The organism is Streptomyces sp. NPDC005791 (assembly GCF_042871485.1).
Taxonomy (GTDB): Bacteria; Actinomycetota; Actinomycetes; order Streptomycetales; family Streptomycetaceae; genus Streptomyces.
The window spans coordinates 342,091-366,475 of the sequence record NZ_JBIAIP010000009.1 but is presented as its reverse complement, the minus strand read 5'-3'; the positions used below and the strand labels follow the sequence as shown (position 1 = coordinate 366,475).

At 68.7% G+C, this 24,385-nt stretch carries 24 protein-coding genes and 2 pseudogenes; 17 read left to right on the top strand and 9 right to left on the bottom strand.

From position 1 onward, the window contains the following. Positions 1 to 36 precede the first annotated feature (36 nt). The 4 genes from ACFYSH_RS20225 (at position 37) to ACFYSH_RS20210 (ending at position 4,870) form a co-directional block, all read left to right on the top strand. Positions 37 to 348 carry a pore-forming ESAT-6 family protein gene (locus tag ACFYSH_RS20225; RefSeq protein WP_388754176.1) on the top strand — a complete coding sequence of 104 codons (312 nt, stop codon included), beginning with the start codon at positions 37 to 39 and terminating at the stop codon, positions 346 to 348. Between the two features lie 81 nt (positions 349 to 429). After that, positions 430 to 858, top strand: a complete 429-nt coding sequence (locus ACFYSH_RS20220; protein WP_388754173.1) for a DUF6507 family protein — start codon at positions 430 to 432, stop codon at positions 856 to 858. After that, positions 855 to 4,106, top strand: a complete 3,252-nt coding sequence (locus ACFYSH_RS20215) for a hypothetical protein (protein ID WP_388754170.1) — start codon at positions 855 to 857, stop codon at positions 4,104 to 4,106. Before ACFYSH_RS20220 ends, ACFYSH_RS20215 begins: the two co-directional genes overlap by 4 nt. Then, positions 4,103 to 4,870 (top strand): hypothetical protein, encoded by a 768-nt coding sequence (locus ACFYSH_RS20210; protein WP_359464270.1) that lies wholly within the window; start codon positions 4,103 to 4,105, stop codon positions 4,868 to 4,870. The genes ACFYSH_RS20215 and ACFYSH_RS20210 overlap by 4 nt, the downstream gene beginning before the upstream one ends. A 363-nt stretch (positions 4,871 to 5,233) precedes the next feature. On the opposite strand, the pseudogene ACFYSH_RS20205 reads toward ACFYSH_RS20210, so the two are convergent. Beyond that, positions 5,234 to 5,422: pseudogene (locus ACFYSH_RS20205) on the bottom strand (transposase); the annotation flags it as partial. Positions 5,423 to 5,517: 95 nt separating this feature from the next. Between ACFYSH_RS20205 and ACFYSH_RS20200 the strand changes: the two are divergent. The 3 genes from ACFYSH_RS20200 (at position 5,518) to ACFYSH_RS20190 (ending at position 7,328) form a co-directional block, all read left to right on the top strand. Beyond that, positions 5,518 to 5,979: a hypothetical protein gene (locus tag ACFYSH_RS20200; protein ID WP_388754167.1), complete on the top strand. Its 462-nt coding sequence runs from the start codon at positions 5,518 to 5,520 to the stop codon at positions 5,977 to 5,979. Next, on the top strand, positions 5,936 to 6,835 hold the full coding sequence (locus tag ACFYSH_RS20195) for an immunity 49 family protein (protein ID WP_388754165.1): 900 nt from the start codon (positions 5,936 to 5,938) through the stop codon (positions 6,833 to 6,835). The genes ACFYSH_RS20200 and ACFYSH_RS20195 overlap by 44 nt, the downstream gene beginning before the upstream one ends. 79 nt (positions 6,836 to 6,914) lie before the next feature. Further along, positions 6,915 to 7,328, top strand: a complete 414-nt coding sequence (locus ACFYSH_RS20190) for a hypothetical protein (RefSeq protein WP_388754162.1) — start codon at positions 6,915 to 6,917, stop codon at positions 7,326 to 7,328. A 417-nt stretch (positions 7,329 to 7,745) separates the two neighbouring features. On the opposite strand, the gene ACFYSH_RS20185 is transcribed toward ACFYSH_RS20190, so the two are convergent. Continuing rightward, complete coding sequence (locus ACFYSH_RS20185; protein ID WP_388754159.1) at positions 7,746 to 8,048, bottom strand: hypothetical protein; 303 nt, start codon at positions 8,046 to 8,048, stop codon at positions 7,746 to 7,748. Then, complete coding sequence (locus tag ACFYSH_RS20180) at positions 8,045 to 8,254, bottom strand: hypothetical protein (RefSeq protein WP_388754156.1); 210 nt, start codon at positions 8,252 to 8,254, stop codon at positions 8,045 to 8,047. The genes ACFYSH_RS20185 and ACFYSH_RS20180 overlap by 4 nt, the downstream gene beginning before the upstream one ends. A 165-nt stretch (positions 8,255 to 8,419) precedes the next feature. On the opposite strand from ACFYSH_RS20180, the gene ACFYSH_RS20175 reads away from it, so the two are divergent. Together ACFYSH_RS20175 and ACFYSH_RS20170 are read left to right on the top strand one after the other, a co-directional pair. Beyond that, positions 8,420 to 9,226, top strand: a complete 807-nt coding sequence (locus tag ACFYSH_RS20175) for a helix-turn-helix transcriptional regulator (RefSeq protein WP_359464278.1) — start codon at positions 8,420 to 8,422, stop codon at positions 9,224 to 9,226. After that, positions 9,207 to 9,428, top strand: coding sequence for a DUF397 domain-containing protein (locus ACFYSH_RS20170; protein ID WP_359464281.1), 222 nt, complete (start codon positions 9,207 to 9,209; stop codon positions 9,426 to 9,428). Before ACFYSH_RS20175 ends, ACFYSH_RS20170 begins: the two co-directional genes overlap by 20 nt. 37 nt (positions 9,429 to 9,465) lie before the next feature. Here ACFYSH_RS20170 and ACFYSH_RS20165 read toward each other — a convergent pair whose 3' ends face one another. Both ACFYSH_RS20165 and ACFYSH_RS20160 read right to left on the bottom strand, forming a co-directional pair. Then, complete coding sequence (locus tag ACFYSH_RS20165) at positions 9,466 to 10,593, bottom strand: tetratricopeptide repeat protein (protein WP_388754153.1); 1,128 nt, start codon at positions 10,591 to 10,593, stop codon at positions 9,466 to 9,468. After that, positions 10,590 to 11,825 (bottom strand): ATP-binding protein, encoded by a 1,236-nt coding sequence (locus tag ACFYSH_RS20160; protein ID WP_359464286.1) that lies wholly within the window; start codon positions 11,823 to 11,825, stop codon positions 10,590 to 10,592. The genes ACFYSH_RS20165 and ACFYSH_RS20160 overlap by 4 nt, the downstream gene beginning before the upstream one ends. Positions 11,826 to 12,071: 246 nt before the next feature. On the opposite strand from ACFYSH_RS20160, the gene ACFYSH_RS20155 reads away from it, so the two are divergent. The 3 genes from ACFYSH_RS20155 (at position 12,072) to ACFYSH_RS20145 (ending at position 16,773) form a co-directional block, all read left to right on the top strand. Continuing rightward, positions 12,072 to 12,233, top strand: a complete 162-nt coding sequence (locus tag ACFYSH_RS20155) for a hypothetical protein (RefSeq protein ID WP_359464289.1) — start codon at positions 12,072 to 12,074, stop codon at positions 12,231 to 12,233. A 9-nt stretch (positions 12,234 to 12,242) separates the two neighbouring features. Beyond that, a complete protein-coding gene (eccCa, locus tag ACFYSH_RS20150) occupies positions 12,243 to 16,214 on the top strand; it encodes a type VII secretion protein EccCa (protein ID WP_388754149.1) in 3,972 nt (1,323 codons plus the stop codon). Positions 16,215 to 16,362: 148 nt separating this feature from the next. Beyond that, a complete protein-coding gene (locus ACFYSH_RS20145) occupies positions 16,363 to 16,773 on the top strand; it encodes a RidA family protein (protein ID WP_359464293.1) in 411 nt (136 codons plus the stop codon). Positions 16,774 to 17,055: 282 nt separating this feature from the next. Here ACFYSH_RS20145 and ACFYSH_RS20140 read toward each other — a convergent pair whose 3' ends face one another. Further along, positions 17,056 to 17,658, bottom strand: a complete 603-nt coding sequence (locus ACFYSH_RS20140; RefSeq protein WP_388754146.1) for a hypothetical protein — start codon at positions 17,656 to 17,658, stop codon at positions 17,056 to 17,058. Between the two features lie 208 nt (positions 17,659 to 17,866). After that, positions 17,867 to 18,721 carry an alpha/beta fold hydrolase gene (locus ACFYSH_RS20135; protein ID WP_388754143.1) on the bottom strand — a complete coding sequence of 285 codons (855 nt, stop codon included), beginning with the start codon at positions 18,719 to 18,721 and terminating at the stop codon, positions 17,867 to 17,869. A 240-nt stretch (positions 18,722 to 18,961) separates the two neighbouring features. Between ACFYSH_RS20135 and ACFYSH_RS20130 the strand changes: the two genes are divergently transcribed. Then, positions 18,962 to 19,363 (top strand): peptidase inhibitor family I36 protein, encoded by a 402-nt coding sequence (locus tag ACFYSH_RS20130; RefSeq protein ID WP_359464301.1) that lies wholly within the window; start codon positions 18,962 to 18,964, stop codon positions 19,361 to 19,363. Between the two features lie 273 nt (positions 19,364 to 19,636). Here ACFYSH_RS20130 and ACFYSH_RS20125 read toward each other — a convergent pair whose 3' ends face one another. Both ACFYSH_RS20125 and ACFYSH_RS20120 read right to left on the bottom strand, forming a co-directional pair. Next, entirely contained in the window at positions 19,637 to 20,104 is a 468-nt protein-coding gene (locus ACFYSH_RS20125) for an Asp23/Gls24 family envelope stress response protein (RefSeq protein ID WP_359464304.1), read from the bottom strand. 168 nt (positions 20,105 to 20,272) lie between these two features. Then, complete coding sequence (locus ACFYSH_RS20120; protein ID WP_359464306.1) at positions 20,273 to 20,614, bottom strand: DUF5713 family protein; 342 nt, start codon at positions 20,612 to 20,614, stop codon at positions 20,273 to 20,275. 198 nt (positions 20,615 to 20,812) lie between these two features. Here ACFYSH_RS20120 and ACFYSH_RS20115 point away from each other — a divergent pair, with 198 nt between their 5' ends. From ACFYSH_RS20115 to ACFYSH_RS20100, 4 genes and pseudogenes are all read left to right on the top strand, one after another. Further along, on the top strand, positions 20,813 to 21,970 hold the full coding sequence (locus ACFYSH_RS20115) for an acyl-CoA dehydrogenase family protein (RefSeq protein ID WP_359464309.1): 1,158 nt from the start codon (positions 20,813 to 20,815) through the stop codon (positions 21,968 to 21,970). A 21-nt stretch (positions 21,971 to 21,991) separates the two neighbouring features. After that, a complete protein-coding gene (gene tesB, locus ACFYSH_RS20110; RefSeq protein ID WP_388754138.1) occupies positions 21,992 to 22,867 on the top strand; it encodes an acyl-CoA thioesterase II in 876 nt (291 codons plus the stop codon). A gap of 31 nt (positions 22,868 to 22,898) precedes the next feature. Continuing rightward, positions 22,899 to 23,021 (top strand): annotated as a pseudogene (locus ACFYSH_RS20105) (cation transporter); the annotation flags it as partial. A gap of 129 nt (positions 23,022 to 23,150) precedes the next feature. Next, complete coding sequence (locus tag ACFYSH_RS20100; protein WP_388754135.1) at positions 23,151 to 24,380, top strand: cytochrome P450; 1,230 nt, start codon at positions 23,151 to 23,153, stop codon at positions 24,378 to 24,380. The last annotated feature ends 5 nt before the right edge of the window (positions 24,381 to 24,385 follow it).

The following is a 24,385-nucleotide window of genomic DNA, read 5'->3' as shown; positions in this document are numbered from 1 at the left end:
CAGGCTCGGTTTTCATTCCACGGGGAGTAATCAGTTATGGCCACGGACAGTGACCGGCGTTCGTACGACACGGGTGCGTCGAGTGAGGCGCAGGGCAACATCCAGGCGGTGATCGCCCGTCTGGAGCAGGTGATCTCGGCGCGGGACGCGCAGGTGAAGGCGGCGATGCTGGACTTCGCGGCTGACGGGGTGGCGGATGAGTACCACGGCAAGGAAATCCGCTGGAACAACACCTCGAACGAGGTCAGGAACATCATCCAGTTGCTGAGGACGACGCTGGAGAAGAACGACGGCACCGCGCAGCAGACGCTGTCGCGTGCGAAGGCAGCGGTCGACAACATCGGCTGAGCCGCTGTGTGAGGGCGTCGGGAGGAACGTTCCTTCTGGTGGTTGTGTGGTGGGGTGTGGGTTCACGGGGGTGGGGTGTTCATGACGGCGTGGGACATCAAGCCGCAGGGTGTGCAGGGTCAGTTGCAGGTCACCGGCACGCATGCGGGTGACCTGGAGAAGGCTCTGACGGCGCTGGTCACGACGATGTCGGAGGCGGCGACGGCTGCGGGGACGGCCGTACCGGGCACGGAGGCCACCGTGCCGCTGCAGGGGCCGGTACCGGTGGGGGCGGCCCCGTTGTCGGCGCCGACGCTGGGGCCGGTGGCCTCCGCACTGAGCCAGTACATGGCCCAGCGCCAGGGGTATCTGAATTCGATGGCGGAGCGTATCCAGGCCGCTGTGCTGGGGGCGGCCAAGGCCACCAACGAGTACGTGGCCGGTGACCTGGACGCGGCGAAGCACGCGCAGGACGCGGCCAGGGCCGTGCGGCTGGACCTGCTGAAGGAAGCTCCCGGGGGGAACAAGTGAGCAACGACCAGCCGATACCCCTGGAAGGCATCCCGGTCTTCACCGGGAACCTCGCGACTCTGGACGTGAACGTCACCGAGCTGACTTCGGCCGGGGAGACCATCGCGACGGCCACGAGTGACGTCCACAGCAGCTTCGGCGGCCTCCGGGCCTTCTACAAGGCGCCCGAGGCAGAGCAGCTGTTCGCGACGACGAAACCGGTCGCCGACAGCGGGCTGACACTGCAGTCCGACCTCAAGACCATCGCCGGTGCGCTGAGCACGTACTCGGACGAGGTCCATCCGCTGGTCGAGAAGCTGAAGGAGATCAAGCGGGACGCCGGCGCGTTCCTCGTGAAGGTCAACGCCGACGACAAGTGGCGCGAGGACGGCGACCTGATCGAGGAGAACAACGACCGCCGCGACGAGATCCGTGAGACGTTGGCGGCTTTCCAGGCAGCCGAACGCGACTGCCACAACAAGATCGTCGCGCTGGTCTGCGGTGTGCCGCTGAAGGCGCACGACGGCTCGGAGAGCAAGCACCAGTACGGCTACGACGCCGAAACCCTCGAGCACGTCAAAGGCCTCCCCTGGGGCGACCCACTCGTCGAGTCCACGCCGGGCTGGCAGGTGTGGGAGCACGCCTGGGACTTCACCAAGGGCTTCTTCGTCGACGGGGTCTGGGGCACGGTCAAGGGCCTGGGCACCCTGGTCGGCTTCGACGGCTGGGACGCGGCCGGCCAGGCGTGGAAGGGCCTGGCGCAGCTCGCCACCGGTGTGGCGATATCGCTGAGTCCGGTGGCGGCGGTGCAGTTCTGGACGGCGAAGGACGAGGACCTGCCGACCTGGCTGCGTGAGTCCCGCACAGCTGTGAAGGAGACCGGGAAGGCGCTGATCGCCTACGACCAGTGGGGCGAGAACCCCGCCCGGGCGGCCGGGGCGGTCACCTTCAACGTGGTCACCACCGTCTTCACCGGCGGTACGGGTGGCGCGGTCGCGGGCGGCGGCAAGGCCGCCCTCGCCGCGAAGGCCCTGTCCGCGGCGGGCAAGGTGGGCCGCTTCGTCGACCCGATGACCTACATCTTCAGGGGCACAGGCTTCGGCCTCACGAAGATCGGCGACGCGATGGCCGGCCTCAAGGGCCTGGGCACCATCGAGATACCGCCCCTCCCCGACAACGTCTTCACCCTCCCCGAAGGCGCCGTACGCCTGGCCGACGGGACGGTCGACCTCCCCGCGGGCGCCACCCTCCCGGACGGAGCGGTCCGCCTCGCGGACGGCACGGTCAGACTCCCCGAAGGCGTGATCGCCCTCCCCGAAGGCACCGTCAAGAACCCCTTCGACGAGGGCGCCGCCTACGCCGACCTCAACGGCAACCTCTACGACGAGAGCGGCAACCTCGTCCAACGCGCCGAAGACGCCCGCACGGAACCCGCCAAGACCGACCTCGACGCGAACACCCCGGACCACACCCGCGTCGAAACCCCGGTACGGCAACCGATGCTGGTCGGCGCGGGGGCGCGCGGCGGGAGCGGTATCGGTGACGGCATACGCCTTGGCAACGACTTGGGTGGCGTCGACCGGGTTGGCGATGATCTACTAGGCGGCCGCCCCGACGACTTCGCTCACGGTCCGGCCGCGAGCCACGGGCCCTCCACCGGCGGGCACGGGGACAGCCCCCACGAGGGTAGTAACTCCGACGGACTTGCCGGCAGCGACCGCACTCCAAAGGGTGGGAGCGACCACGTTCCGGGCGGCTCCGGATCAGATGGCCCGCCTCCTCCCGACGCAGACGGGCTCGGTCGTCCAGGCGCCGCCCAGCCCGACAGCCCACGCGGCAACTTGCCCGACGGCTCCTGGACAGGTGAGAACGGCCTGCGCCTCGATCGGGAGGCGAACGCGGCAGCGGACGACTTCATGCGCAGATCCGCCGAGGCCGAACCGCGTATTACCCAGTCCATGCAGAGCATCGCAGGCAAGGTGGATAGCGGCAGGCTGATAGGGCTTGAGTACCGCTTGAAGGGCGACGAGTCCCTCAAGCGCAAGTTTGCCACGGACATGCTGGAAGACAGCGCCGTGGCCTATGGCAGGATGCTCGACGACATCAAGGACTCCATCCGCTACACGATGGAGGTCCCCGGCAAGAACTACACTCACGGCGTCCAGCAGGTGATCAACGACCTGCAGGCCAAGGGGTTCGAGAACGTGACGTTCAAGAACACCTGGGACTCTGTTGGCTACAAGGGCATCAATTCGACCTGGCGCGATCCGCTCAGCGGCCAGATTTTCGAGCTCCAGTTTCATACGGCGGACAGCTTCGTGGCCAAGATGGACGGCCACGCCCTTTACGAGAAGGAGCGTTTGCCAGGCAACACCTCGGATGAGCTCGCCGCGATCAGAGCTGAGCAGTCGGAGCTGTTCGGCAAGGTGCCCATACCGCGCGACGCGGGCGCCATCAGGCTCGGCGCACACAACGCCGACGACGTGGCATCCGCATTCGGCAGACATGTAGACGCGACGCCTAACGAGGTTCCGCTGGTCGCCGACGACGTGGGGCATCTAGGCGACGACGCTGCGGAAGAAGTCGGCAGGGCGACCGACGATGCCGCCGATGGTGCGGGCAAGACACAAAACGGCTACACCAACGGCTCCGACGGAGGCTGGGGAGGGGCCGGCTGGGTCGAGCAACCCTCCGACTACGCGGCGGGAATCTACGACTCTCTGCGGGCCACGCCCAATCACATCGACATCCCGGCGATGTCGCGGAACACCGGCATCAATGAGTCGGTGCTCCGCCAGGTGAAGAGCCACATGATCCGCTCCCAATACGACGTGGTCGTTCGGCCCGGCGAGTGGGTGCGGGGCCGGTTCACGCCTCGTGACGACATCGCAGACCTGTGGGATGGCGCACGCAAGGGAACGCTGGACAAGGCGCAGATCAAGGAATTCAGGAACCTCATGACGCATGAGTACGTGGAGAGCCGACTTATGAAGGCAGGTCTGCCGTACCTCCATGACCAGGCAGGCCTGTGGCGGAAAGAGGCCGATGGCACGTACGCCGACGGCGGAAGGTACTCGCCGAAGAGCCTGAGTGCGGCTGGCGCACACGACCTGGCGCCGAACCCCGTGCGAGGCGGTTTCGGTACCGCCTGGCAGAAGCTCGGTCTGAGACACCCGAAAACACAACTTGCTGAGGATTTGTCGAATATCGATGACTTCGTGAAGGATGTTTTCCATGAGCTACGCGCCAAGGGACTGAATCTGAAGTGACTGACAAGCTTTCGCGTATCGTGTCGGACCGGCTGCGGGCCATCAACTGGGCCGATGACTCCGCTGCCTTCGACCATCCGCATTCGCGTGCTCTGCTCATGCGTGAGTACCTGCGCCGGGCGGCTCTGTGGGCCAAGACCTACGACGCCGAGTCATCCTGGCCGTTCTTCGACATTGCCGAGCACATCGACGCCGAGATCAAAATCTCGCCCCACATCGCTGACGAGCTGGAGGGGCTCCTGGAGGAGCTCGCCCCCGCCTCCCTCAGGACCACCTGCCGCGGTGCCGTCCGCTGGGCGGCCCTGCGGGAAGCCCGCAACGACCTCCCTACGGATCTGCCGGATCCGTACGAGCCGCTGCTAGCCATGTACGAGCGCGGTGGCGGCTACTACCTCGAGGAATATCTCGACCTCAACGGCGTCATGATCCCGTTGGGAGACGTGGAGAGCAACGCCTCCGCACCTCCATTCCTCACGATCGCCCCGGCCACCCTCGACGCGCTGGACGCCGAGGGGGAGATGACGTACTACGCGAAGATCAGCGACGGGTACCCTCGGCACAGCCCGCGCGGGATCGTTCGTCGGCGAGTCGACGGTGATCGGACGTACGACGAAGCCTTCACCCGCAATCTCCGCTGGGAGCCGACCGAATACCTGAGGCTGTACGATCTCGGGCACAACGACATCGACCATGTCGGGATCACCGAGATCGAGGCTGCCGCGTTCATTGAAGCGCTGACGGAGAAGCTCGTCGGCTCTCCATGAGTCCACAGGCGCGCTCTCCGCTCAGATATTGTCTCCGGGCTCTTCCCGCCGCCACCCAATCGGGTCGGGCAGGAGGGCACTTTTTGCCTTGAAGCGCGCCCCAGCTTTTCCGCGATCCGGTGTACGTCGCGCAGCGCTTCGGCCATGTACTCCACGACGTAGCGGGATTGGACCGGCGTGTCCTGCCAGTCGTCAAGCATGTTTGCCGCAGGTTGAACAGTCCGCAGCCTGGATGGTCTCGACGTCGTCAGCAACACGAGAGACATAGCTCGGACCGTTGCCGACGGACGTAACAGGGCTGGCCATCCGCCATGGCAGAAGCCATCCCGGGGCGCCTGTCTGGTCGCGCCTTAAGAGGGCGTCTCATTTGGTTCGTCTGCGGTAGCAGATGAGGGTGTAGGCGATGCTGGTGAAGGCCAGGAAATGTTCGGCTTTGCGTTCGTAGCGGCGGTGGAGTCGACGGCATCCTGCGAGCCAGGCCATGGTGCGCTCGATGGTCCAGCGGTGGCAGCCAAGGCGCTTCGAAGACTCGATCGCCCTGCGGCCGCGACGGAGCAGACGGCACCACCCGCTCGAACAACATCCACAACTCATCCGGCACCAACCGCTCCACGATTCCCACGACACCGGATTACCGAACAAACCAAATGAGACATCCTCTTAACAGCAAGCTTGGCGAGGCCCTTGGCGAGGAGGCCGCCCGTAAGCGCATGCTCCTGCTGAAAAAATTCGACGGCGCCCGAGAGATAACCGACCTCCTTGATACGCCCAACGGTTCCAGAAAGTTCGACCAGCTCTGGCGTGACAGGGACGGGAACCTGATCGTCGTCGAGGCGAAAGGGCCCCAGGGAACCCTGCTCTGGCGTCAAGGAAACGGCGATCTGGACAGTGGCACTTTGGTGAAGCAGGGGACCCTCGAGTACGTCCGTACTATTGTCGCTGATATGGAAGAGCGCGCCCTCTTCTCACCGGAAGATGCGAAGTACGCCGAGGAGATCGATACGGCCATCAAGAAAAAGACCTTGCGCTACGTCCTTGTGCAGGCTACTGAGAACACCGGTAAGTATGCTGGAGCCGAGCTCAAGCATTTCAAGATTTTCGAGGAGTAACGCGTTGGTTTTCCACATCTCCCACCCCTCCCTCCCCACAGAGAAGGCGGAAGCAGGCATCGCCGTGCTCCAAGCGAGCGCCCAGAAGCTTATCGATGGGCTCGAGACTGACTCTACGGATTTGGGCCGTGCCCAGCGCACCACGCTCACCCTGGCCCAGTCCCATTGTCTACTGGATCCGCGGGCATCGATCTTCCCGACGTGGGATGCCTGGGTCACCGCAATGCAGGTCAGCTCCGCCGTGTTCGCCGCAGCGACCACGACCGAGGAGCAGGTGCAGTGCCGCATCGCACACGAGGACCTCACGCTCCGGGCCACCGGCCCCCAGTCATACGTGACCCCTGGCTCTTGGACCACCGCCTTCTACCTGGCAGTGATATGCCGTGAGAAGGCCCGGATCACCGCCCTGTGCCACGTACCGCTCGCCCTGCTCCGGGAGAACGGTTCACGCTTCGACGCCTACCACTACAACTGGATCAGCACCCTTCAGGCCTACTGGCTGGGCGGACCCGACCTCGGCGAGAAACTGGTGGCCGCCGTCGACGGCACCGACCCCGAAACCGCCTCTGACCCGGAGACAGCGGGCAAGCTGATGTACCCGCCGATGGAGATGTTCCACCGCTTCATCCGCAAGGACCACGCCGGCTTCACCAAGGCCCTCACCACCGCCCTCCAGTGGCACAAGGAGTACTGGACCGAGGAAAGCCGCATGTACCAGTCCCCGGGCCTCGTCGCCCTCGCGCCCCTCGCCATGGCCTGCATCGCCCACGACGCGGGCATCCCCATCGAAGTCGAGTCTGAGTACCTGCCCGCCACCCTCCTCGGACGCAACTGGTGCGGTGAGTTCCCCACGTAAACGAGCAGAACTCCAGCTGCCCGGCCTCCAGCACCAGCTTTTGAGCGGCCATTCCAGTGGTTCACCGCTGAAGCCCTGGGTGAGTTCAACGGCAGCCGCCTTCTCACTCCTGGTGATCAGGAATGTCGTGCAGATCTCCGCCGACTCCCCCGCGTTCAGCTTCTTCTCGGATTCGGGGGCCGGGCAGTTCGGCCAGGTCGCATCGCCCATGAGGACGAAAAGGGCCTTGGTGCGGTCCCCCCGGTCCGTCCTGATGACCAGGTCGTTGTCCATCTCATCGACCTTCATGGCTGTCCTGCCGCTCTTGTGGGTGAGCGTGGACCACACGTACACGGGGACCCTGGGGCCCGGCAGCTCGGCCGTGTCCAGGCCGGAGTTGTCCACATCGGCCGACGTCCCCATCTGCACCTTCGTGGGTGTGACCGTGTACTTGCTGTCCGCCGACGTCGTCATCGCGCTCTCCTGCAGCGGGCTGGGCTCCCCCAGGCGGTAGGACGTCTTGTCCTTCGCCGCCGGCGAACCGGAACTGCTCGCGCCCTTCCCCGAAACCGAGTCGTTGCAGCCGGTCCGCACCGTAGCCAGCGCCAGGGCGCTCGCAGCCGCCGGAACGGCGCGTATCCAGGTGATCATGTTTCTCGCTCTCCCCGTTGCGGCTCGGCTGCCCTGAGAGCCGAGCCGCCGTCAGCACAGACAGACGATCATGACAGAACGGAACCGTCGGGCCGACGGAGGACTACGGCGCGCGTTCGCGCTGCGCGCCGCCTCCGTCGGTGCACAGGCTGCTCCAGCGGGGTGAGAGGCCGGGCACCGAGCCCGCCAGAGGGCGCAGTCCTCCTGAGGGACAACTCCTCTTCAGGCTTGATCGTCGGTGGGCACTCGCAGGCCGTGCAATCGGGCACCCTTCGAATCGTCACTGCCTCCCTGGTACTGCGCGAAGGCGTGCGCCCCGGCTCTCCGCGATCCGGTGCACGTCGCGCAGCGCTTCGGCCATGCGCGCCACCACGTAACGCAGTTGTGCTGCGGTGACCTGGCGGTCGTCGAGCATGTCGGCTGCGTGGTCGAGCAGTTCGGCAGCCATCCCGAGCTGGACGCTCTCGACGTCGTCAGCGATCCGTGAGACGTATCCCGCCCCGTCGCCGAGTACGTAGCAGGGCTTGCCGTCCAGGCCGGTCCACGGCAGAAGTCGTGCCGCGCGGGGCACCTGACCGGTCATGTCATCCCCCACATGCCGCAGTTCGAGCAGGGCTTGGTGTCGATGCCGTACATCGCGAGCCACAGTCCTCGCTCCGGTGCGGGACCGGGGCGCGTGACGGGCTCGGGGGTTTCGCACACGGGAGTGGGAGGGACCCGGGGCGCCGGCGGGGCAGGCCGCAGGAGGCGCAGCAGCGTCTCGAGGATGCGGATGTTGCAGGGCAGCACGTCTTCAACTCCGTTCAGGCAAGGGGCGATGGCCGCAACCGTGCCCATGGGCCAGCGCCTGGCCTTCTGTCGCTGAGTAGCGATCCAGTCACAGAGTGGGATGAGCGGGGTTAGGCTCGCCAGGGGGGCGTTGGTGACAAATCATTCGTCACATGGGAGGCGACGTTGAGTAACACCTATGGGGAGTGGCTCAAGGAAAAGCGCCGGGCAGCAGGGTTGACCCAGCAGGAGCTGGCCGATGTAGCGGTCATGACCCGTTCGCACATCGCGCACATCGAGGCGGGGCGTCGCATGCCGTCGAAGGAGGACGCCCGACGGCTGGACACGGTCCTGAACACGGGAAACGTACTGAGCAGCTTCCTGCCGGATGACGATGCGGCGGTGGCCGACTACTTCGAAGCGGCTCTGCTGCTCGAACGACAGGCGTCGATGATCCGCGAGTTCGCATACGCCTTCGTCCCCGGCCTTCTCCAGACGGAAAGGTACGCGCGTGCGGTACTGAGTGCTGCGTTCCCTCCTGCGAGTGAAGCGGAATGTGACAGGCTCCTCGTCACACGCCTCGAACGAGCCGCCGTCCTTGACAACCCGGTGACACCCGTCGTCTGGGCTCTGCTGGATGAGGGAGTGCTTCATCGCACCGTGGGGTCTCCCGCGATCATGGCCGACCAGATCAGGCACATCGTTCGTTTGGCTGAGCGAGGGCGGGTCCGAGTTCACGTGGTGCCGTACAACGTCGGGGCATACCAGCTCCTGCAGAGCATGCTGACTCTGATGTGGTTCGAGGATCAGCCACCCGTGGCGTACTCCGAAGGGCTTCACATGGGCAAGCTGCACGATTCTCCGGCCGTGGTCACACGCCTTCAGAGCATCTACGATCTCGCCATGAGCGACGCACTGTCGTTGAAGGAGTCACTCGACCTGCTGCGGGCGACAGCGAAGGGCTACGAATCCCATGATCAGGCACACCATTGAGGACGTCTCCGCACTCACCGGTTGGCGTAGGTCCACCTACAGCAACACCGAAGGCGGCAGCTGCCTAGAGGTCCTGGACGGCCACCCCTCCGGCGTCCCCGTCCGCGACTCCAAGTCGCCCCAGGGTCCCGCCCTGCTGATACCGGCCGCAGGCTGGTCATCATTCGTCTCCGCCGTCAAGGCTGGGCAATTCTGCGTGTGAAGAGGCACACGAACGGGGCCTCGACGTGCCGTCCGGCTCAGCCGGTCTTCCTCCGGTCGAACCACATCGTCGCAACCACCGGAACCAGGCCGGCCCAGAACAACACGAGCGGAACCGTGCGCTCCGTCCAGGGGATCTGGGTGATCGACAGCGCACAGAGCATGACCCACGCCGCCTGGCCCAGGACGATGCGGGGCCAGGTGCGGCGTCGGATGAGCGAGCGCAGGTTGACCTGGATACCGGCGCGCAGGCGGCGGTACCGCAGCAGGGCGCCCAGGACCCAGACGACGGCCATGGGGACGAGGTCCCAAAGCCGCTGGCCGAGCACCAGCGGCAGCTCCCGCTGGGTCTCCCCCTCCGTGGCGAACAGGTCGATTCCCAGTGCTGCGAAGACCAGGCAGAGCAGGGCCAGCCAGCGGACGCCGCGCAACAGGCGGTAGGAGGCGTGGTCCAGGCCACTCTGCATCAGCGCAGAGCCGGGGGCGGAGGACAGCGCGTCGGCGTACAAGGTGGCGGCCTCCTTCGCCATGACGCCGGGTGCCGTCGCCGCCTTCCTCGCCCGCCGGGACAGAGCCTCCTCGTGCTGCGGGTCGATCCGGAGGATGGCCCCCTCCCACTGGTCGGCGGCGGCCCGGTCGCCCAGCATGTCGGCGATCAGCAACGCCACCTCGTAGGCGTACAGCTCCTCGGGGCTCAGCCGGATGGCCTCCCGGACGAGTTCGTCGCTCTCCCGCAGGCCGGTCTCCATGTCCTCGCGTCGTGCCTGGCCGCCGTTGGCCTGTCCGGAGCGGACCAACGCGATGCGCCACAGCCAGTCGGCGAGCAGCGCGTAACCGTGCCAGTGGCCGGGGGCCAGGCGGATCACCTCGCGCAGCACGCCCTCCGTCTCAGGGAAGCGGCCCGACGCACGCAGGGCGTGGGCGTGCATGGTGAGGGCCCCGGTGTCCTCCGCGTTCAGGGCAAGTGCCCGCTCGGTGGCTTCCAGTGCCTTCGCGCCGTCCTTCTCGTCCCCGAAGAGGTGGCTGCGGGCAAGTCTGACCCAGGCCCGGATGTCGTCGGGGTCCTCCGCGAGCCGCCGCGACAGCAGTTCCCTGGCCTCTTCGTACCGCTTCAGGTCGATGAGCAGGCCGGCCCGCTCCACGGCGGGGTGCAGGGTCTTGGTCACAGCTTTCGCCTCTTCTTCAGGTACGCCACCAGGTCGTCGTACATGCCGCCCTCGTTGGCGAACATCGCCACGTTGCGCGCGGAGGCGAACCACGGTTCGGCGGACGGTACGACGTCGTCGGCGGCGGCCAGCAGGTCCTTCATGCCGATCATCCGCACGGTCCCGGTGCGTGCCGAGTCCAGCAGTGCCCGTTCGGCCGCGGCCTCGCAAACGTGGGCCAGGTCCGCGCCGGACAGACCGTCGGTGATCTTGGCCAGCTTGCCCAGGTCGATGTTCTCGATGGGCCTCTCCCGCAGGTGGTGGCGGAGGATCGCCTCCCGGGCGGGCCGGTCGGGGGGCAGGACGAGGATCGTCCGGTCCAGGCGTCCGGGGCGGCGCAGCGCGTTGTCCACGTCCCAGGGCACGTTGGTGGCTGCCAGCACGAACACGCCCTCGTTCGCTGCCGAGTCGACGCCGTCCAGCTCGCTGAGCAGTTGGTTGACCGTGTTGCGCATGCCGCTGTGCACGGTGCGGCTGCGCTTGGCTCCGAGGGCGTCCAGCTCGTCCAGGAAGACCACGCAGGGCGCCTGGCGGCGGGCGGTCTCGAAGATCTCGTGCATGTTGCGCTCGGAGTTGCCGATCCACATGTCCAGGACATCGTTGATGGACACGGACAGGAATGCGGCGCCGAGTTCACCGGCAACTGCCCGCGCGACGTACGTCTTGCCGCATCCGGGCGGCCCGTACAGCAACAGCCCGCCGCGAAGGCTCTTGCGGTACAGCCTGCGAAGCTCGGGGTTGCGCAGCGGGGCGAGGAAGGCGGCCTCCAGGCGTTCCTTCACGTCCTGCATGCCGCCGACGTCGGCCAGCCGCACGGCGCCGGGCTCCTCCACGTCCCACGCGTCGGCGTCTGCGGAGTCGTCCTGCCCGTCGGCGCGCATCGGCGTCTCGGCGAACCGCGGCGGCACGGCGTCCCCGACCTGGTCCGCGGCGGCTTTCCAGTCGAACCCGGCTCGCGGGCGCGAGGGCTGCTCCGAGGCCGGGGGCGCCACGCCCATCGCCTGGACCATCAGAGCCCGGGCCTGGGCATCGCCCGGTGCGTGCTGCAGGGCTACGGCCGCCTCGGCGACGGCATCATCGGGCCGTTCCGCCTCCAACAGGAGCTGAGTCAGGTGCAGCCGCAGGGGGACATCGGCGGGAGCGGCGGCAACCGCGGCACGCAAGCTTCGTATGAGAGGGGAGTCGTCCGGCACGATGCTCAGACTAACCAAGAGCTCCTCACGCGATCTTGTTAAAGTGTGCTGGTGGGTGTAATCGGCGTGTGGATTCGGCCGTTCGTGAGGGTGTGGGTACTCAACCGTGGATCGTGGACGATGAGTTGTGTGCGCTGATCGAGCCGCCGCTGTCGCCGCTTCGGTCAGAGCGAGCCCGGCTGGGGCTCGGCTCGAGCCGGACGTTCTGACATCGCTTGAACGAGTGGCAGAGGGCAGGGGTCGAGCGTGCGGGTCCTACCGTTCGGCCGTCACCTGGCCACCGGCCGGGCGTTCCACGCCGAACTGCTCTCCCGCGCGACACGGCAGGCCGTCACCCGGCTCGGCGCGGACGTCTTCCCACTCCCGCAGCAGCGTCGCTGCCCCCTGGCCGAGCCCGACCGTGAGTGACGGACGCCCATGAGCACCCGCCTGATACACCGCCCGGCCAGGACCACCCGCCCCCCAGCCGCCGTGCCTCCCCTCACCATCGAGGCCCCGCCCAACCTCCCCGAGGGGAAGGCCGGCGTCATCGCGGTGTCGCTGTTTCCCGCCGGGGTCATGTCGTCCGTCGTGCTGATGACCGCCGTACGCGACAGCCGGTTCGCCGCCCTGGGCGCGGTCATCCTCGTCGTGACCGTCATCGGCTCCGTCTCGCTCCACTTCTCCTCCCACGGCAGGGCCCAGCGCACCCACCGGACGCGACGGGAGACCTACCTCGCCTACGTGGAGAAGCTGCGTCGGCAGCTCTCCGCGGAGGAGCGCGCGCGCCGGGAGCTCGCCGACGTACTCGATCCGCCGCCGGGCGCCCTGTACGACATCGTGCGGGACCCCGCCCGCCGGTGGGAACGCCGCCGCGACGACACGGACTTCCTGCGTGTGCGGGTCGGCGTCGGGGAGATACCCGTGGGCGACCTGAAGATCGCCCGCACGAGGTCCTCCGTCCTCACGCCACCGGACCCCTTCATGCTCAACGAGGCCTCGGCGCTGGTGAGCCGTTTCCGCACCGGGACCGACCTTCCCCTCACGGTGCCCCTGGACCGGGCCGGGAACATCAGCGTCGTCGGCCCGCGCGAGGACTGCCTGCGCGTGGCCCGCGCCCTGCTCGTCCAGACCGCCGCGACGCACGCCCCCGAGGACGTGGCGATGGCGCTCGCCGTGCCCGGCGACCGGATCGCCGACTGGGACTGGGCGAAGTGGCTGCCGCACCTCCTGGACGTAGAACAGCACGACGGCCCGGTCGCCGCCCGGCGTATCGCCCCGTCGGCCCCCCAGCTCGCGCGACAGCTCGCCGCCGACCTGGGCCGCCGCGCGTCCTGCGCGGTGGAGGTACGTGGGGGGCCGGCCGGGCACGATGCCCTGTCCAGGACGTCCCGGCTCCTCGTCGTCACCGACGGACACGGCGGGAACGCCGTCGATCTGCCCCTCCCCGACGACACGGTCGGCCTGCGTGACATGGGCGTCACCGTCCTGCACCTGCTCGAACACCGCGTTCAGGAGCCCGGACGCGTCGGCATCCGGCTCACCGTCGAGGGCACCCAGGTCGTCATGGAGGACCTCCGCGAGCCCGAACCCGTCAGTGCCCACGGCACCGTCGACGAGGTCGGCAGCTCCTTCGCCGAGGGCCTGGCCCGGATGCTGGCGCCGCTGCGGCTGTCCGACGACGCCCTGGTGGCCTCCCCCCTGCCGGACACCGGCGGTTTCGCCGGTCTCCTCGGCATCGACGACCCGGCGCGCCTCGACCTGTCCCGGCTGTGGGCCCCACGCGGCGAACCCGCCTTCCTGCGCGTGCCCATCGGCGTCAACGACAGGCGTGAGCCGGTGCTGCTCGACCTCAAGGACTCCGCGGAGCTCGGCATGGGCCCGCACGGGCTGTGTGTCGGCGCCGACGGTCCGGGACGGTCCGAGTTCCTGCGCTCCCTCGTCCTCACCCTGGTGACCACGCACCCGCCCGAGGACCTCGCCCTCGTGCTCGTCGACTACGAGGACGAGGCGACCTTCGCACCCTTCGCGATGCTCCCCCACGTGGCCGGTGTCATCACCGGCCTGGAGGGCCGGGCAGGCCTCGTCGAGCGCCTGCACGCCTCGCTCGCCGGTGAGGTGGAGCGCCGACGGCAAGCCCTCGAGGAAGCGGGCGACGTCGCCGACATCGGTACGTACACCGCACTGCGATCCGAGGAACGGCCCGAGCTGGATCCGCTGCCGCACCTGCTCGTCGTCATCGACGAGTTCGGTGAACTCCTCGCCGAAGAGCCCGGCTTCATCGAGCTCCTCCTTTCCATCGGCCGCATCGGCAGCTCCATCGGTGTGCATCTGCTCCTGTCCGGCCGACAGATCGAGTACGACGGTCTCAAGGGCCTGGAGACCGCCCTCTCGTACCGGATCGGTCTGCGCACCTTCTCCGCCGACGAGTCGCGCGCGGTCCTGGACACCACGGACGCGTTCCACCTGCCCCTGCGGCCGGGCCTCGGATACCTCAAGGTCGACACCCGTCATTACGAGCGCTTCCAGGCCGCCCCGGTGTCCGGCGGCTACCGGGGGCCCTCGCAGCGTGCGGACGAGGCGCAGAGCGGGCCTCTCGCGGTGGAGTACGAGGCGTTCAACACCCTTTCCGCACCGGGCGGCCCGGGCCCTGGGGTACCGGCGCCCGGACGCCGTGAGACCGGGCCGTCCGAGGTGGACGTCGTGGTCGAACAGCTGGAGGACGCCGCAGCAGCGGTACACGGCATCTGGCTTCCACCGCTGCCTGCCGCGCTCGCCCTCGACAAGGCCGCCGGCCCCGTGGAAACCGGCCCGCGCGGAATGCAGCTGGCCGGGCGGCGGGGCCCGCTCCAGGTTCCGCTCGGCCTGCTCGACGATCCGGTCGGGCAGTGGCAGGGACAGTGGTACCTGGACCTCACGGCGGCCGGGGGCCACGCCGCCGTCATCGGTGACCCGCAGTCGGGCAGGACGACCTTCCTGCGCACCCTGGTCCTGTCCCTCGCGCTCACCCACACCCCGCAGGAGGTCGGTGTCTACGGCCTCGACCTGGTCGCCGACGACCTCCAGGTCCTCGCCGGGCTGCCGCACGTCGGCGGCATCGCGGGGCACGACGACCGCGCACGCGTGGTGCGTGCGGTCGAGATGGTGGGAAGCATGCTCGACGCGCGCGAGGACCTCTTCCGCGAGCACGCCGTCGAATCGGTCGAGCACCTGCGCACCCTGCACCGGACGGGCAGGCTGCCCCAGCTGGCGTCGGCGGAGGTCGTGCTGGTCATCGACGGTTTCGACGCACTGCGCGACGACTTCGACGAGCTGGACGACACACTCCTCGACATCCTGGAGCGGGGCGGTGGCCACGGCATCCACATCGTCGCCGGCATGCGCCACTGGAACGAGGTGCGCACCGCCACCCAGGCGTCGTTCGGCACCCGGGTCGAGCTGTGTCTGGACGACCCCGGCGATTCCGGCATCGATCCCGAGCTCGCCGAGACCCTGTCACCCGACGAACCCGGCCGCGCCCTGACCGACAGCGGGCTCTTCGCCCAGACCGCGCTCCCGCGTACGGACGGACGCGCGGACGCCACCGAGCTGGAGGCCGTCCTCGAACGCACGGTTCGTGCGGTCCACGCCGCCTGGAGCGGTGAGGTCACCCCGCCCGTCCTGGTGCTGCCCCACCTCCTGGAACCCCACCTGCTCCCCCGCCGGGCCGCCGAGCCCCGCCAGGTGCCGATCGGCCTGGACCAGGACGCGCTCGCTCCCGTTCTGCTCGATCTCTTCCGCCAGGACCAGCACCTGCTCGTCCTGGGCGACAGCGGGTGCGGGAAGACGACCCTCCTCAGGACCGTCGTCCACGGCCTCGTCGACCGCTACAGCGGGGACGAGCTGCTCTTCGCCGTCATGGACCCGAAGCAGGGGCTGCGCGGCGTGATCCCTGAGGGGTACGACGGCGGTTACGCCTACAACGCCAAACTGTGCGAGGGTCTCGCCGCCGCAATCGCCATCGAGCTGGAGAAGCGGCTGCCCGACGACAGCACTCCCCCCGAAGACCTGGAGCCCGGCAACTGGGGCCCCGGCCCACGGATCGTGGTGCTCGTCGACGACTTCGACGTCCTGATGACGGGCCGCCACTCACCGCTCGACCCGTTCGTGCCGTACATCCACTCGGCGGTGGACCTCGGCCTGCACTTCGTCCTGTCGCGGCAGGTGACAGGAGCGTCGTGGGGCATGTACGAGCCGCTGGTCCACAGCCTGCGCGAGTCGGGAGCATCCGCCGTCCTCATGGCCGGCGACCACTCCGAAGGCCAGCTGTTTCCCGGGGTGTACGCGAGTCAACAGCCGCCGGGCCGAGGGGTTTTCATTCGCAAGGGCCTGCCGAACCGCCTGATCCAGACGGTGTACACACCCGAATGAAGCACGTCGGCGGCGGGGTGCACGGGCGCTGTCACTCTTCATGTGCCGCCGGTTCTCGGCGAACGGAGCCAGGTCGGAAATGACGGGAAGTCCGGACAGCTGTCTGCTAGAAAGACGAACCCAGCCCGTCAACGAGGACTTGGATGCCATGCCCCGTGCCGTCACGCTCATCCGTTCCGCCGCCCTGTCCGACGTGGCCGAGTACGCCTACGCCGCCACCGCACCTGCCGACGCACGGCTGATCTTCCTCGCCGGGGCGTGCCCGCTGAACGAGGACGGGTCCACAGCGGCCGTCGGCGACTACGCCGGCCAGGCGGCGAAGGCCCTCGAGAACATGAAGACCGCGCTCGCAGCAGCGGGGGCCGGCCTGGAGGACGTCATCAGTACGCGCGTACTGGTCGCCTCTGCGCGGCGGGAGGACCTGGTGACCGCCTGGGAGGTGGTCCGGAACGCCTTCGGCGACCACGACGTCCCGAGTACGCTGCTCGGCGTCACGGTTCTCGGATACGACGACCAACTGGTGGAGATCGAAGGCGTAGCCGCCGTGCTCGACTCCTGATCGCCCGGCGGCCGGCCCCTCGGCCGTGAGTCCGAGGGCGAAGGACCTTCGCACGTGGCATCCGCTGCCCGACGGTGACAGCGGGGGCGGGCTCGACGTTCCCGGCTAGGGCGTGTTTCGAAAGTAGCGCCGTCCGCCCGAAGGGCGGGCCTGGCGGCGTCTGGTGCGTGCGATCGCAAGGCGGAGGGTCGCCCCGATACTGGATGTATCGGGGTGATCCCGACAACGTGGCGAGCGTGCGTGCCAGACGTCGCCAGGCAGGCGGGACTTTCGAAACACGGCCTAACCCTTGAGCGGCCACTCCAGCGGTTCCCCGCTGTAGCCCTGCGTCAGTTCGACGGCAGCCGCCTTCTCGCCCCTGGTTATCAGGAATGCCGTACAGATCTCCGCCGACTCCCCCGCGCTCAACTCCTTCTCGCTGTCGGGGGCGGGGCAGTTCGGCCACGTGGCATCGCCCATGAGGACGAAGAGGGCCTTGGTGCGGTCACCCCGATCCGTCCTGATGACCAGGTTGTTGTCCATCTCATCGACCTTCACGGCTGTCTTGCCGCTCTTGTGGGTGAGCGTGGACCACACGTACACGGGAACCCGGGGGCCTGGCAGCTGGGTCGTGTCCAGGCCGGAGTTCTCCACGTCGGCCTCCGTCCCCATCTGCACCTTGGTGGGTGTGACCGTGTACCTGCTGTCCGCCGTCGTCGTCATGCCCTCCTGCGGCGGGCTGGGCTCCCCGAGCCGGTAGGACGTCTTGTCCTTCACCGGTGCCGGGGCGGAGCTGCTTCCACCGTTGTCCGTGACCGAGCCGCCCGAGCCGTTGCAGCCGGTCAGCACCGCAGCCAGCGTCAGTGCGCCCGCAGCCGCCGGGACGACGCGTATCCACATGCTCATGTCTTCTCGTTCCCCCGTCGTGGCTTCGGCTGTCCTGAGCCGAGCCCTCGTCAGTGCAGTCGGACGATTATGGCAGTGCGGAACCGGCGGGCCACCGCAGAAGCCGTGCCGGGCGCGGCACCGGCCCGGTCCTGCTGTGCCTGTGCGTACGTTGCCGCGATGACCGGCAGCGCCGCTCCCGCAGCGCCGCCGGTCACCTCCTGGGGTGTCAGTGCTGAGCGAGGCCCGCGAGCAGCTCGGCGGCGGGCTTCGGATGGACGAGCCAGCGCAGGTGACTCCCCTCCAGCGTCCGGACGTCGAAGGGGTTGTCGGGTGTGAGCACGTCGGCTTCGCGAATCATGCGGTCCTGCACGGCCGGCGGGAGGCTGGTGTCGGCGGCCAGGCGCACATAGGTCCTGGGAATCCGGCCCCAGGTCGCGGCCTGGGCCCGGTCTGCCGACGTCCCGACGTCGAGGTTCTCGTCGGGCTGGAAGGTGTTCAGGAAGGTCCGGAACTCGTCATCCGTGAGGTCGGCCGCGAACGCCTGCTTGAACGCGGCGAGCGCCGTCGGATCGGCGGTGCGGAAGTTGACGCGGAGCAGGCCCAGTTCGGCCGGGTTCCCGACGAGCGCGGCTGCCAGGGCTCCCGCGTCGACGTCCGCCATCTCAGGCTGGGCGTAGTAGTCGTTCACGTCCAGATCGACGGGGCACCAGGCGGAGACGTAGACGATACGGTCGATCAGCTCGGGCCGGGCGTTGGCGACGGCGGTGGTCGTGGCACCGCCCCTGCTGTGGGCGACGAGGATGGTGGGCCCGTTCCGCTTGGCCCGTTCGAGGACTTCGATCACGCGGGCGGCGTTGTCCGCCAGCGTGACTCCCCTGATGCCCCCCGGTTCCGCGGCGAGGGCCTCGAGATCCTGAGGAGCCTGGTAGGGCGCGGGGAAGGTCGCCTCGAATCCGTGCCCGGGAAGATCGACCGCGACCGAACGGTGCCCCAGCAGGGCGAGTTCGGCCTGAAGCGGCGCGAAGGAGAACGAGTTCGCGAAGGCCCCGTGGACGAGGACGAAGGTCGGCTGATTCTGCATGCCTCAGCCTCCGACAGAACGATCTTCGGGGCAATACCCGGGAGCGGGGGCGGGGCGGCGGACACCCTACGGCTCCGAGCCGGCCGCCACGTTCACGCCGGTGCGCGCAGGCGCGCCCCGCCCCGCCGAAAGGGCCTCGGGCGCCCCCCGTTCGGGGGCTGTCTGTGCAGGTCACCGGGGTGCCACGCTGTTGTTGATCACGGGCATCGCCCGGTCGACGAACAGCGAAAGGTCTTCACCGTGAACCGCATCACCGCACTCGCCGCCACCGCGGTCGTCCTGGCCTTCGGACTGGGCACGGGGCCCGTCTCCGCCACCGACGCCGGCAAGCCCGCAGTAAGGGAAGCCGTCGCCCCGAGCGCCGCGTTCGCCCGGTGCAGCCATGGCTACTTCTGCGCCTTCGACGGCTGGAACGGCGAGGGAACCCGCTGCCAGTGGTCGGCTCGCGAGATGAAGAACACCGCCGACAACTGCTCCTTCATCCGGAACGGTAAGAACGTCCTCTCGGTGTGGAACAAGACCGAGCACCGCGTGCAGTACTACACCGGGACGAACTTCAAGTCTCGGGTCGGCTCGACCCTGGCCGGGCAGGGCGGCAACCTCCAGGGGAGCTACCAGATCCGCTCGTTCAGGCCGCAGTAGTTCCCGGCGTCCACGCACGAGGAAGGACCGCCCGCCCAGGTCGCGCTCCCCGGGCGGGCGGTCCCCCCGCACGGCGACACACATCGCACGGTGGTGGGGGTTCCGGACGGAGCCTGAGGTCTCGACCACTCCTGACGTACTGGCGGGACCGCCGGAGGAAGTGGCGGGACCGCCGAGGAAGTGGCGGGACCGCCGAGGAAGTGGCGGGACCGCCGAGGAAGTGGCGGGACCGCCGGAAGGCCACCTGACCGCACCGGGGTCCCGGCGGCTGGCTCACTGCACGCGCGGGGCCACCGTGCTGCCGCCGGAGCGGTTTCCGTCGTCCTCGCCCTCGTCGTCGCCCGGGACATGGACGTCGAAGACGTTGATGTTGGTCTCGACGACTTCGAGGCCCGTCATCGTCTCCACCGCGTCCGTCACCTGCGTCCTGATCCGGTCGGCGAGCTCATGGATCGGGATGCCGTACTCCACCGCGATGTCGACGTCGATCGCGGCCTGCTTCTCCCCCACCTCCACCTTCACACCGCGTCCCTCACCACCGGATCTGGACACCCGTCCCGCGACGGCGCCCAGGGCCTTCGAAGCGCCTCGGCCCACCGAATACACGCCTTCGGTCTCCCGGATGGCGATTCCGGCGATGGTGGCCACGACGCCGTCGGCGATGGTGGTCGTGCCGCGTCCGGTCCGTTCCGCGTTCCTGCCTGCCATGGAGCTCCCGCCCAGGGAGTCGACATCAGCCATGATTGCCTCACAGGGGGTCGTTGCGACGAGGCGACTCGTCCCTCGTCGGCACCTCGTCCCACTGTGCGCCTGCCTGTCGCCGACCGCCATCGGAGTGAACGCGGCGCTCCGCGGCACCGCCCGCCGCCACGGGGCCGAGGCCGCAGGGCCCCGGGCGCGGCTGTGGCGTCACCACTCCCGGGCAGCGACCAGCTCCTCCACATCCGCGTGCTCGAACCCGTACGCCGACGCGACGAACCAGAAGCTCTCCGCTATCTCCTCGCGGGCGACGGTCTCGATCTCGCTGCCGGCCTCCTCGAACTCCGCCTCCAGGGCGTTGAACTCCTCCGTCGCGACCTCGGTCAACGCGTACAGCGCGGTCAGGTCCGCCGGCTGTTCCGCCTCGATCCGCTCGCAGAGCCGGAGCAGAACGGCCCTGCCCTTGTCGACCACGTGGTCGGGGTAGTAGCCGTCCTCGTACAGCCCACGCAGGAACACGTACTGCGTGATGCGCTCATTCGTGATCGCCACGGCGATCCCCCCGTCCGCTCGGTGATCGTTCGTTCCGATCCTGCACCACACCACTGACATCCCGGGGACGACGCGGAACCAGGCGTGCTCAGCATCACCCTGGACAGCCACCGTGACCGCCGGGTAACTTCTGACCAGGACTGAGCAAGCGCTTAGCCACTGCGACCGAAGCCCGAAGCTGACACCAGGAGGCACCCCGTGCGCCGTACGGTTTACAACGAGGACCACGAGGCGTTCCGGGAGACCGTCCGCGCCTTCATCGAGGCCGAGGTCGTCCCCGTCTACGACGAGTGGTTCGCGGCGGGCCAGGCGCCCCGCGACTTCTACTACAAGCTCGCCGAACTGGGCATCTTCGGCATCGAGGTACCCGAGGAGTACGGCGGCGCGGGCATCGAGTCCTTCAAGTTCGAGGCCGTCCTGTACGAGGAGACCGCTCGCGCGGGCATCTCCTTCGGCGGCTCCGGGGTGCACGTCCTGCTGTGCCTGCCGTACCTCAAGGCGTACGCCACCGAGGAGCAGAAGAAGCGCTGGCTGCCGGACTTCGTCTCCGGCAAGTCCATGTACGCGATAGCCATGACCGAGCCGGGCACCGGTTCGGACCTGGCCGGCATGAAGACGACCGCCAAGCTCTCCGAGGACGGCACCCACTACGTCCTCAACGGCGCCAAGACCTTCATCACCGGTGGCGTGCACGCCGACAAGGTCATCGTCTGCGCCCGCACGGACGCCCCCAAGGCCGACGACCGCCGCCACGGCATCTCGCTCCTGGTGGTCGACACCAAGTCCGAGGGCTACTCGGTCGGCCGCAAGCTCGACAAGCTGGGCCTGAAGGTCTCCGACACCGCCGAACTGGCCTTCGTGGACGTCAAGGTGCCCGTCGAGGACCTGCTGGGCGAGGAGAACAAGGGCTTCTCCTACCTCGGCCAGAACCTCCCCCAGGAGCGCCTGGGCATCGCCGTCGGCGCGTACGCGCAGGCCGCCGCCGCCGTGCGGTTCGCCCAGCAGTACACGCAGGACCGCACCGTCTTCGGCAAGACCGTCGCGTCCTTCCAGAACACCAAGTTCGAACTCGCCGCCTGCAAGGCCGAGGTCGACGCGGCCGAGGCCGTCTGCGACCGTGCGATCGAGGCTCTGGACGCCGGGGAGCTGACCCCTGCCGAGGCCGCCTCCGCGAAGCTGTTCTGCACCGAGGTCGCGCACCGCGTGATCGACCGCTGCCTCCAGCTGCACGGCGGCTACGGCTTCATGAACGAGTACCCCATCGCCCGCCTGTACACGGACAACCGGGTCAACCGCATCTACGGCGGCACCAGCGAGGTCATGAAGTCGATCATCGCCAAGTCCATGGGCCTCTGAGAACGGCTACGTTTCTCCTCCATGAGCGCAGCACTCGAATCCCTGCTCGATCTGCTCGACCTGGAGCAGATCGAGCAGGACATCTTCCGGGGCACGAGCCGTTCCGCGGTCGTGCCCCGTGTCTTCGGCGGCCAGGTCGCGGCCCAGGCCCTGGTCGCCGCCGGGCGCACGGTCCCCGACGACCGGGGCGCGCACTCCCTGCACGCGTACTTCCTGCGCCCCGGGGACCCGGGCGCGCCGATCGTCTACAGCGTGGACCGGATCCGCGACGGGCGGTCCTTCACCACCCGGCGGGTCGTCGCCGTCCAGCACGGCAAGCCGATCTTCCACCTGTCGGCGTCGTTCCAGGTGCACGAGGACGGCATGGACCACCAGGCGGTCATGCCCTCGGCGCCGGACCCGGAGTCCCTGCCGACCGCGGCGGAGATGCTGCCCCGGTACGCGGACCGCTTCACCGACCCGCGCATGGTGGACCGGCTGCTGGAGGCCCGGGCCGCGGTCGACCTGAGGTATGTCGACGCCCCGCCGTTCGCCACGGCCGGTGAGCCGCGCGAGCCGCGCTCCCAGGTCTGGTTCCGCACGCACGGCAAGCTGGCGGACGACCCGCTGCTGCACGTCTGCATGGCGACGTACGTGTCCGACATGACACTGCTCGACTCGGTGCTGCTCGCCCACGGACGCGGCGGTTGGTCGGTCGGTGACGTGGTGGGCGCCAGCCTGGACCACGCGATGTGGTTCCACCGCCCCTTCCGGGCGGACGAGTGGCTGCTGTACGACCAGGAGTCCCCCTCCGCGTCCGGCGGGCGCGGTCTCGGCCAGGCACGGATCTACACGGCTGACGGGAAGCTGGCCATCACGGTCATCCAGGAGGGCCTGGTCCGCGTCCCGAGGGGCTGAGGCCGCGCACTCGGTCGCCGACACCGCGCAGATCGGGTGGGCGTGCGAGGAGACCGAGCAGCAACTGCGGGAACGCTACCCGTCGATCCAACGGGTGTACCTCGACCCGACGCCGGGGCGCACACAACGGCGTGCGGCGCGCGCCGAAAGCTGATCCGTGCGCGCGGCGGTCACGGGTGAGCCGGGCGTCCTCCTGAACGCTGGAGTGCTACCGGGCGCCGGATCCCGGCTTCCTGGCGACGGGTAGGACTCCGCCGATCGTCCCCAGCGAGGAGGACCGGCCGTGCCCCAGCATCCCGCGCCCATCGTCCTGGACCCCGCCGCCCACGACGCGGACGCCGAACACGAGCTGTTACGCGCCCAGGGCTCCGCGACACGCATCGACATCCTCGGCGTGGAGGCCTGGTCCGTGACCGACCCGGCCCTGCTGAAGGAGCTGCTGACCAGCCCGGACGTGTCCAAGGACCCGCGGCGGCACTGGCCGGGATTCGAGGAGGCGCTGCAGACCTGGCCGCTGGCCCTGTGGGTCGCCGCCACCAATATGTTCACCGCCTACGGAGGCGATCACCGCCGACTGCGCCGCATCGTCGCCCCGGCGTTCAGCGCCCGGCGCATCGCGGCGCTGAGACCCATCGTCGACGGCATCGTGGAGGGGCTCCTGGATGCTCTGGAGGCCACGCCTCCCGGTGAAGTCGTCGACATCCGCGACCGCCTCGCCTACCCGCTGCCCATCACGGTCATCGGCAGGCTGCTGGGCGTCCCCGACGACCGGGCAGGCGAGTTCCGTGTCCTCGTCAACGACGTGTTCGCCACCACCCTGTCCCCCGAGGAGGCCGCCGCCAACACCGCGCGGCTGTACGGCATGCTCGACGCCCTCATCGCCGCCAAGCGGGCCGAGCCGGGTGAGGACACGGCGTCCGTGCTGATCGCCCTGGGCGAGGAGGGCGCCGACGGGGAAGGGCTGGCGGAGGAGGAGCTGCGCGACACGCTGCTCCTGCTGATCAACGCCGGCTACGAGACCACCGGCAACCTGATCGACCAGGCCGTCACGGCCCTGCTCACGGACCCGGACCAGCTCGCCCACATCCGCGAGGGCCGCGCGTCGTGGCCGGACGTCGTGGAGGAGACCCTGCGCCACTCCCCGCCGGTCAAGCACCTCCCCCTGCGGTTCGCCGTTGCGGACATCCCGCTGCCCGACGGACGGACCATCGCGAAGGGGGAGGCCATCCTCGCCTCCTACGCGGCGGCCAACCGGCACCCCGCCTGGCACGACGACCCGGACGTCTTCGACGTCACCCGGATCACCAAGGAACACCTCGCCTTCGGCCACGGGATCCATTTCTGCCTCGGCGCCGCGCTGGCCAGGATGGAGGGGGAGGCCGCTCTGAGCGCCTTCTTCACGCGGTTCCCGGACGCCGAACTCGTCCCCGAGGAGGGGGACCTGAGGCCCGTGGCATCGCTGATCAGCAACGGCCACCGGTCTCTGCCCGTACGCCTGCGCCCCGGGAAGTGACCGCG

Coding starts and splice junctions, on each gene's coding strand:
- tesB (WP_388754138.1), top strand. CDS start 21,992: ATGAGCGCAGCACTCGAATCCCTGCTCGATCTGCTCGACCTGGAGCAG.
- ACFYSH_RS20185 (WP_388754159.1), bottom strand. CDS start 8,048: ATGACCGGTCAGGTGCCCCGCGCGGCACGACTTCTGCCGTGGACCGGC.
- ACFYSH_RS20195 (WP_388754165.1), top strand. CDS start 5,936: ATGCTGGAGCCGAGCTCAAGCATTTCAAGATTTTCGAGGAGTAACGCG.
- eccCa (WP_388754149.1), top strand. CDS start 12,243: ATGAGCACCCGCCTGATACACCGCCCGGCCAGGACCACCCGCCCCCCA.
- ACFYSH_RS20140 (WP_388754146.1), bottom strand. CDS start 17,658: ATGAGCATGTGGATACGCGTCGTCCCGGCGGCTGCGGGCGCACTGACG.
- ACFYSH_RS20145 (WP_359464293.1), top strand. CDS start 16,363: ATGCCCCGTGCCGTCACGCTCATCCGTTCCGCCGCCCTGTCCGACGTG.
- ACFYSH_RS20170 (WP_359464281.1), top strand. CDS start 9,207: ATGATCAGGCACACCATTGAGGACGTCTCCGCACTCACCGGTTGGCGT.
- ACFYSH_RS20220 (WP_388754173.1), top strand. CDS start 430: ATGACGGCGTGGGACATCAAGCCGCAGGGTGTGCAGGGTCAGTTGCAG.
- ACFYSH_RS20225 (WP_388754176.1), top strand. CDS start 37: ATGGCCACGGACAGTGACCGGCGTTCGTACGACACGGGTGCGTCGAGT.
- ACFYSH_RS20125 (WP_359464304.1), bottom strand. CDS start 20,104: ATGGCTGATGTCGACTCCCTGGGCGGGAGCTCCATGGCAGGCAGGAAC.
- ACFYSH_RS20200 (WP_388754167.1), top strand. CDS start 5,518: ATGAGACATCCTCTTAACAGCAAGCTTGGCGAGGCCCTTGGCGAGGAG.
- ACFYSH_RS20135 (WP_388754143.1), bottom strand. CDS start 18,721: ATGCAGAATCAGCCGACCTTCGTCCTCGTCCACGGGGCCTTCGCGAAC.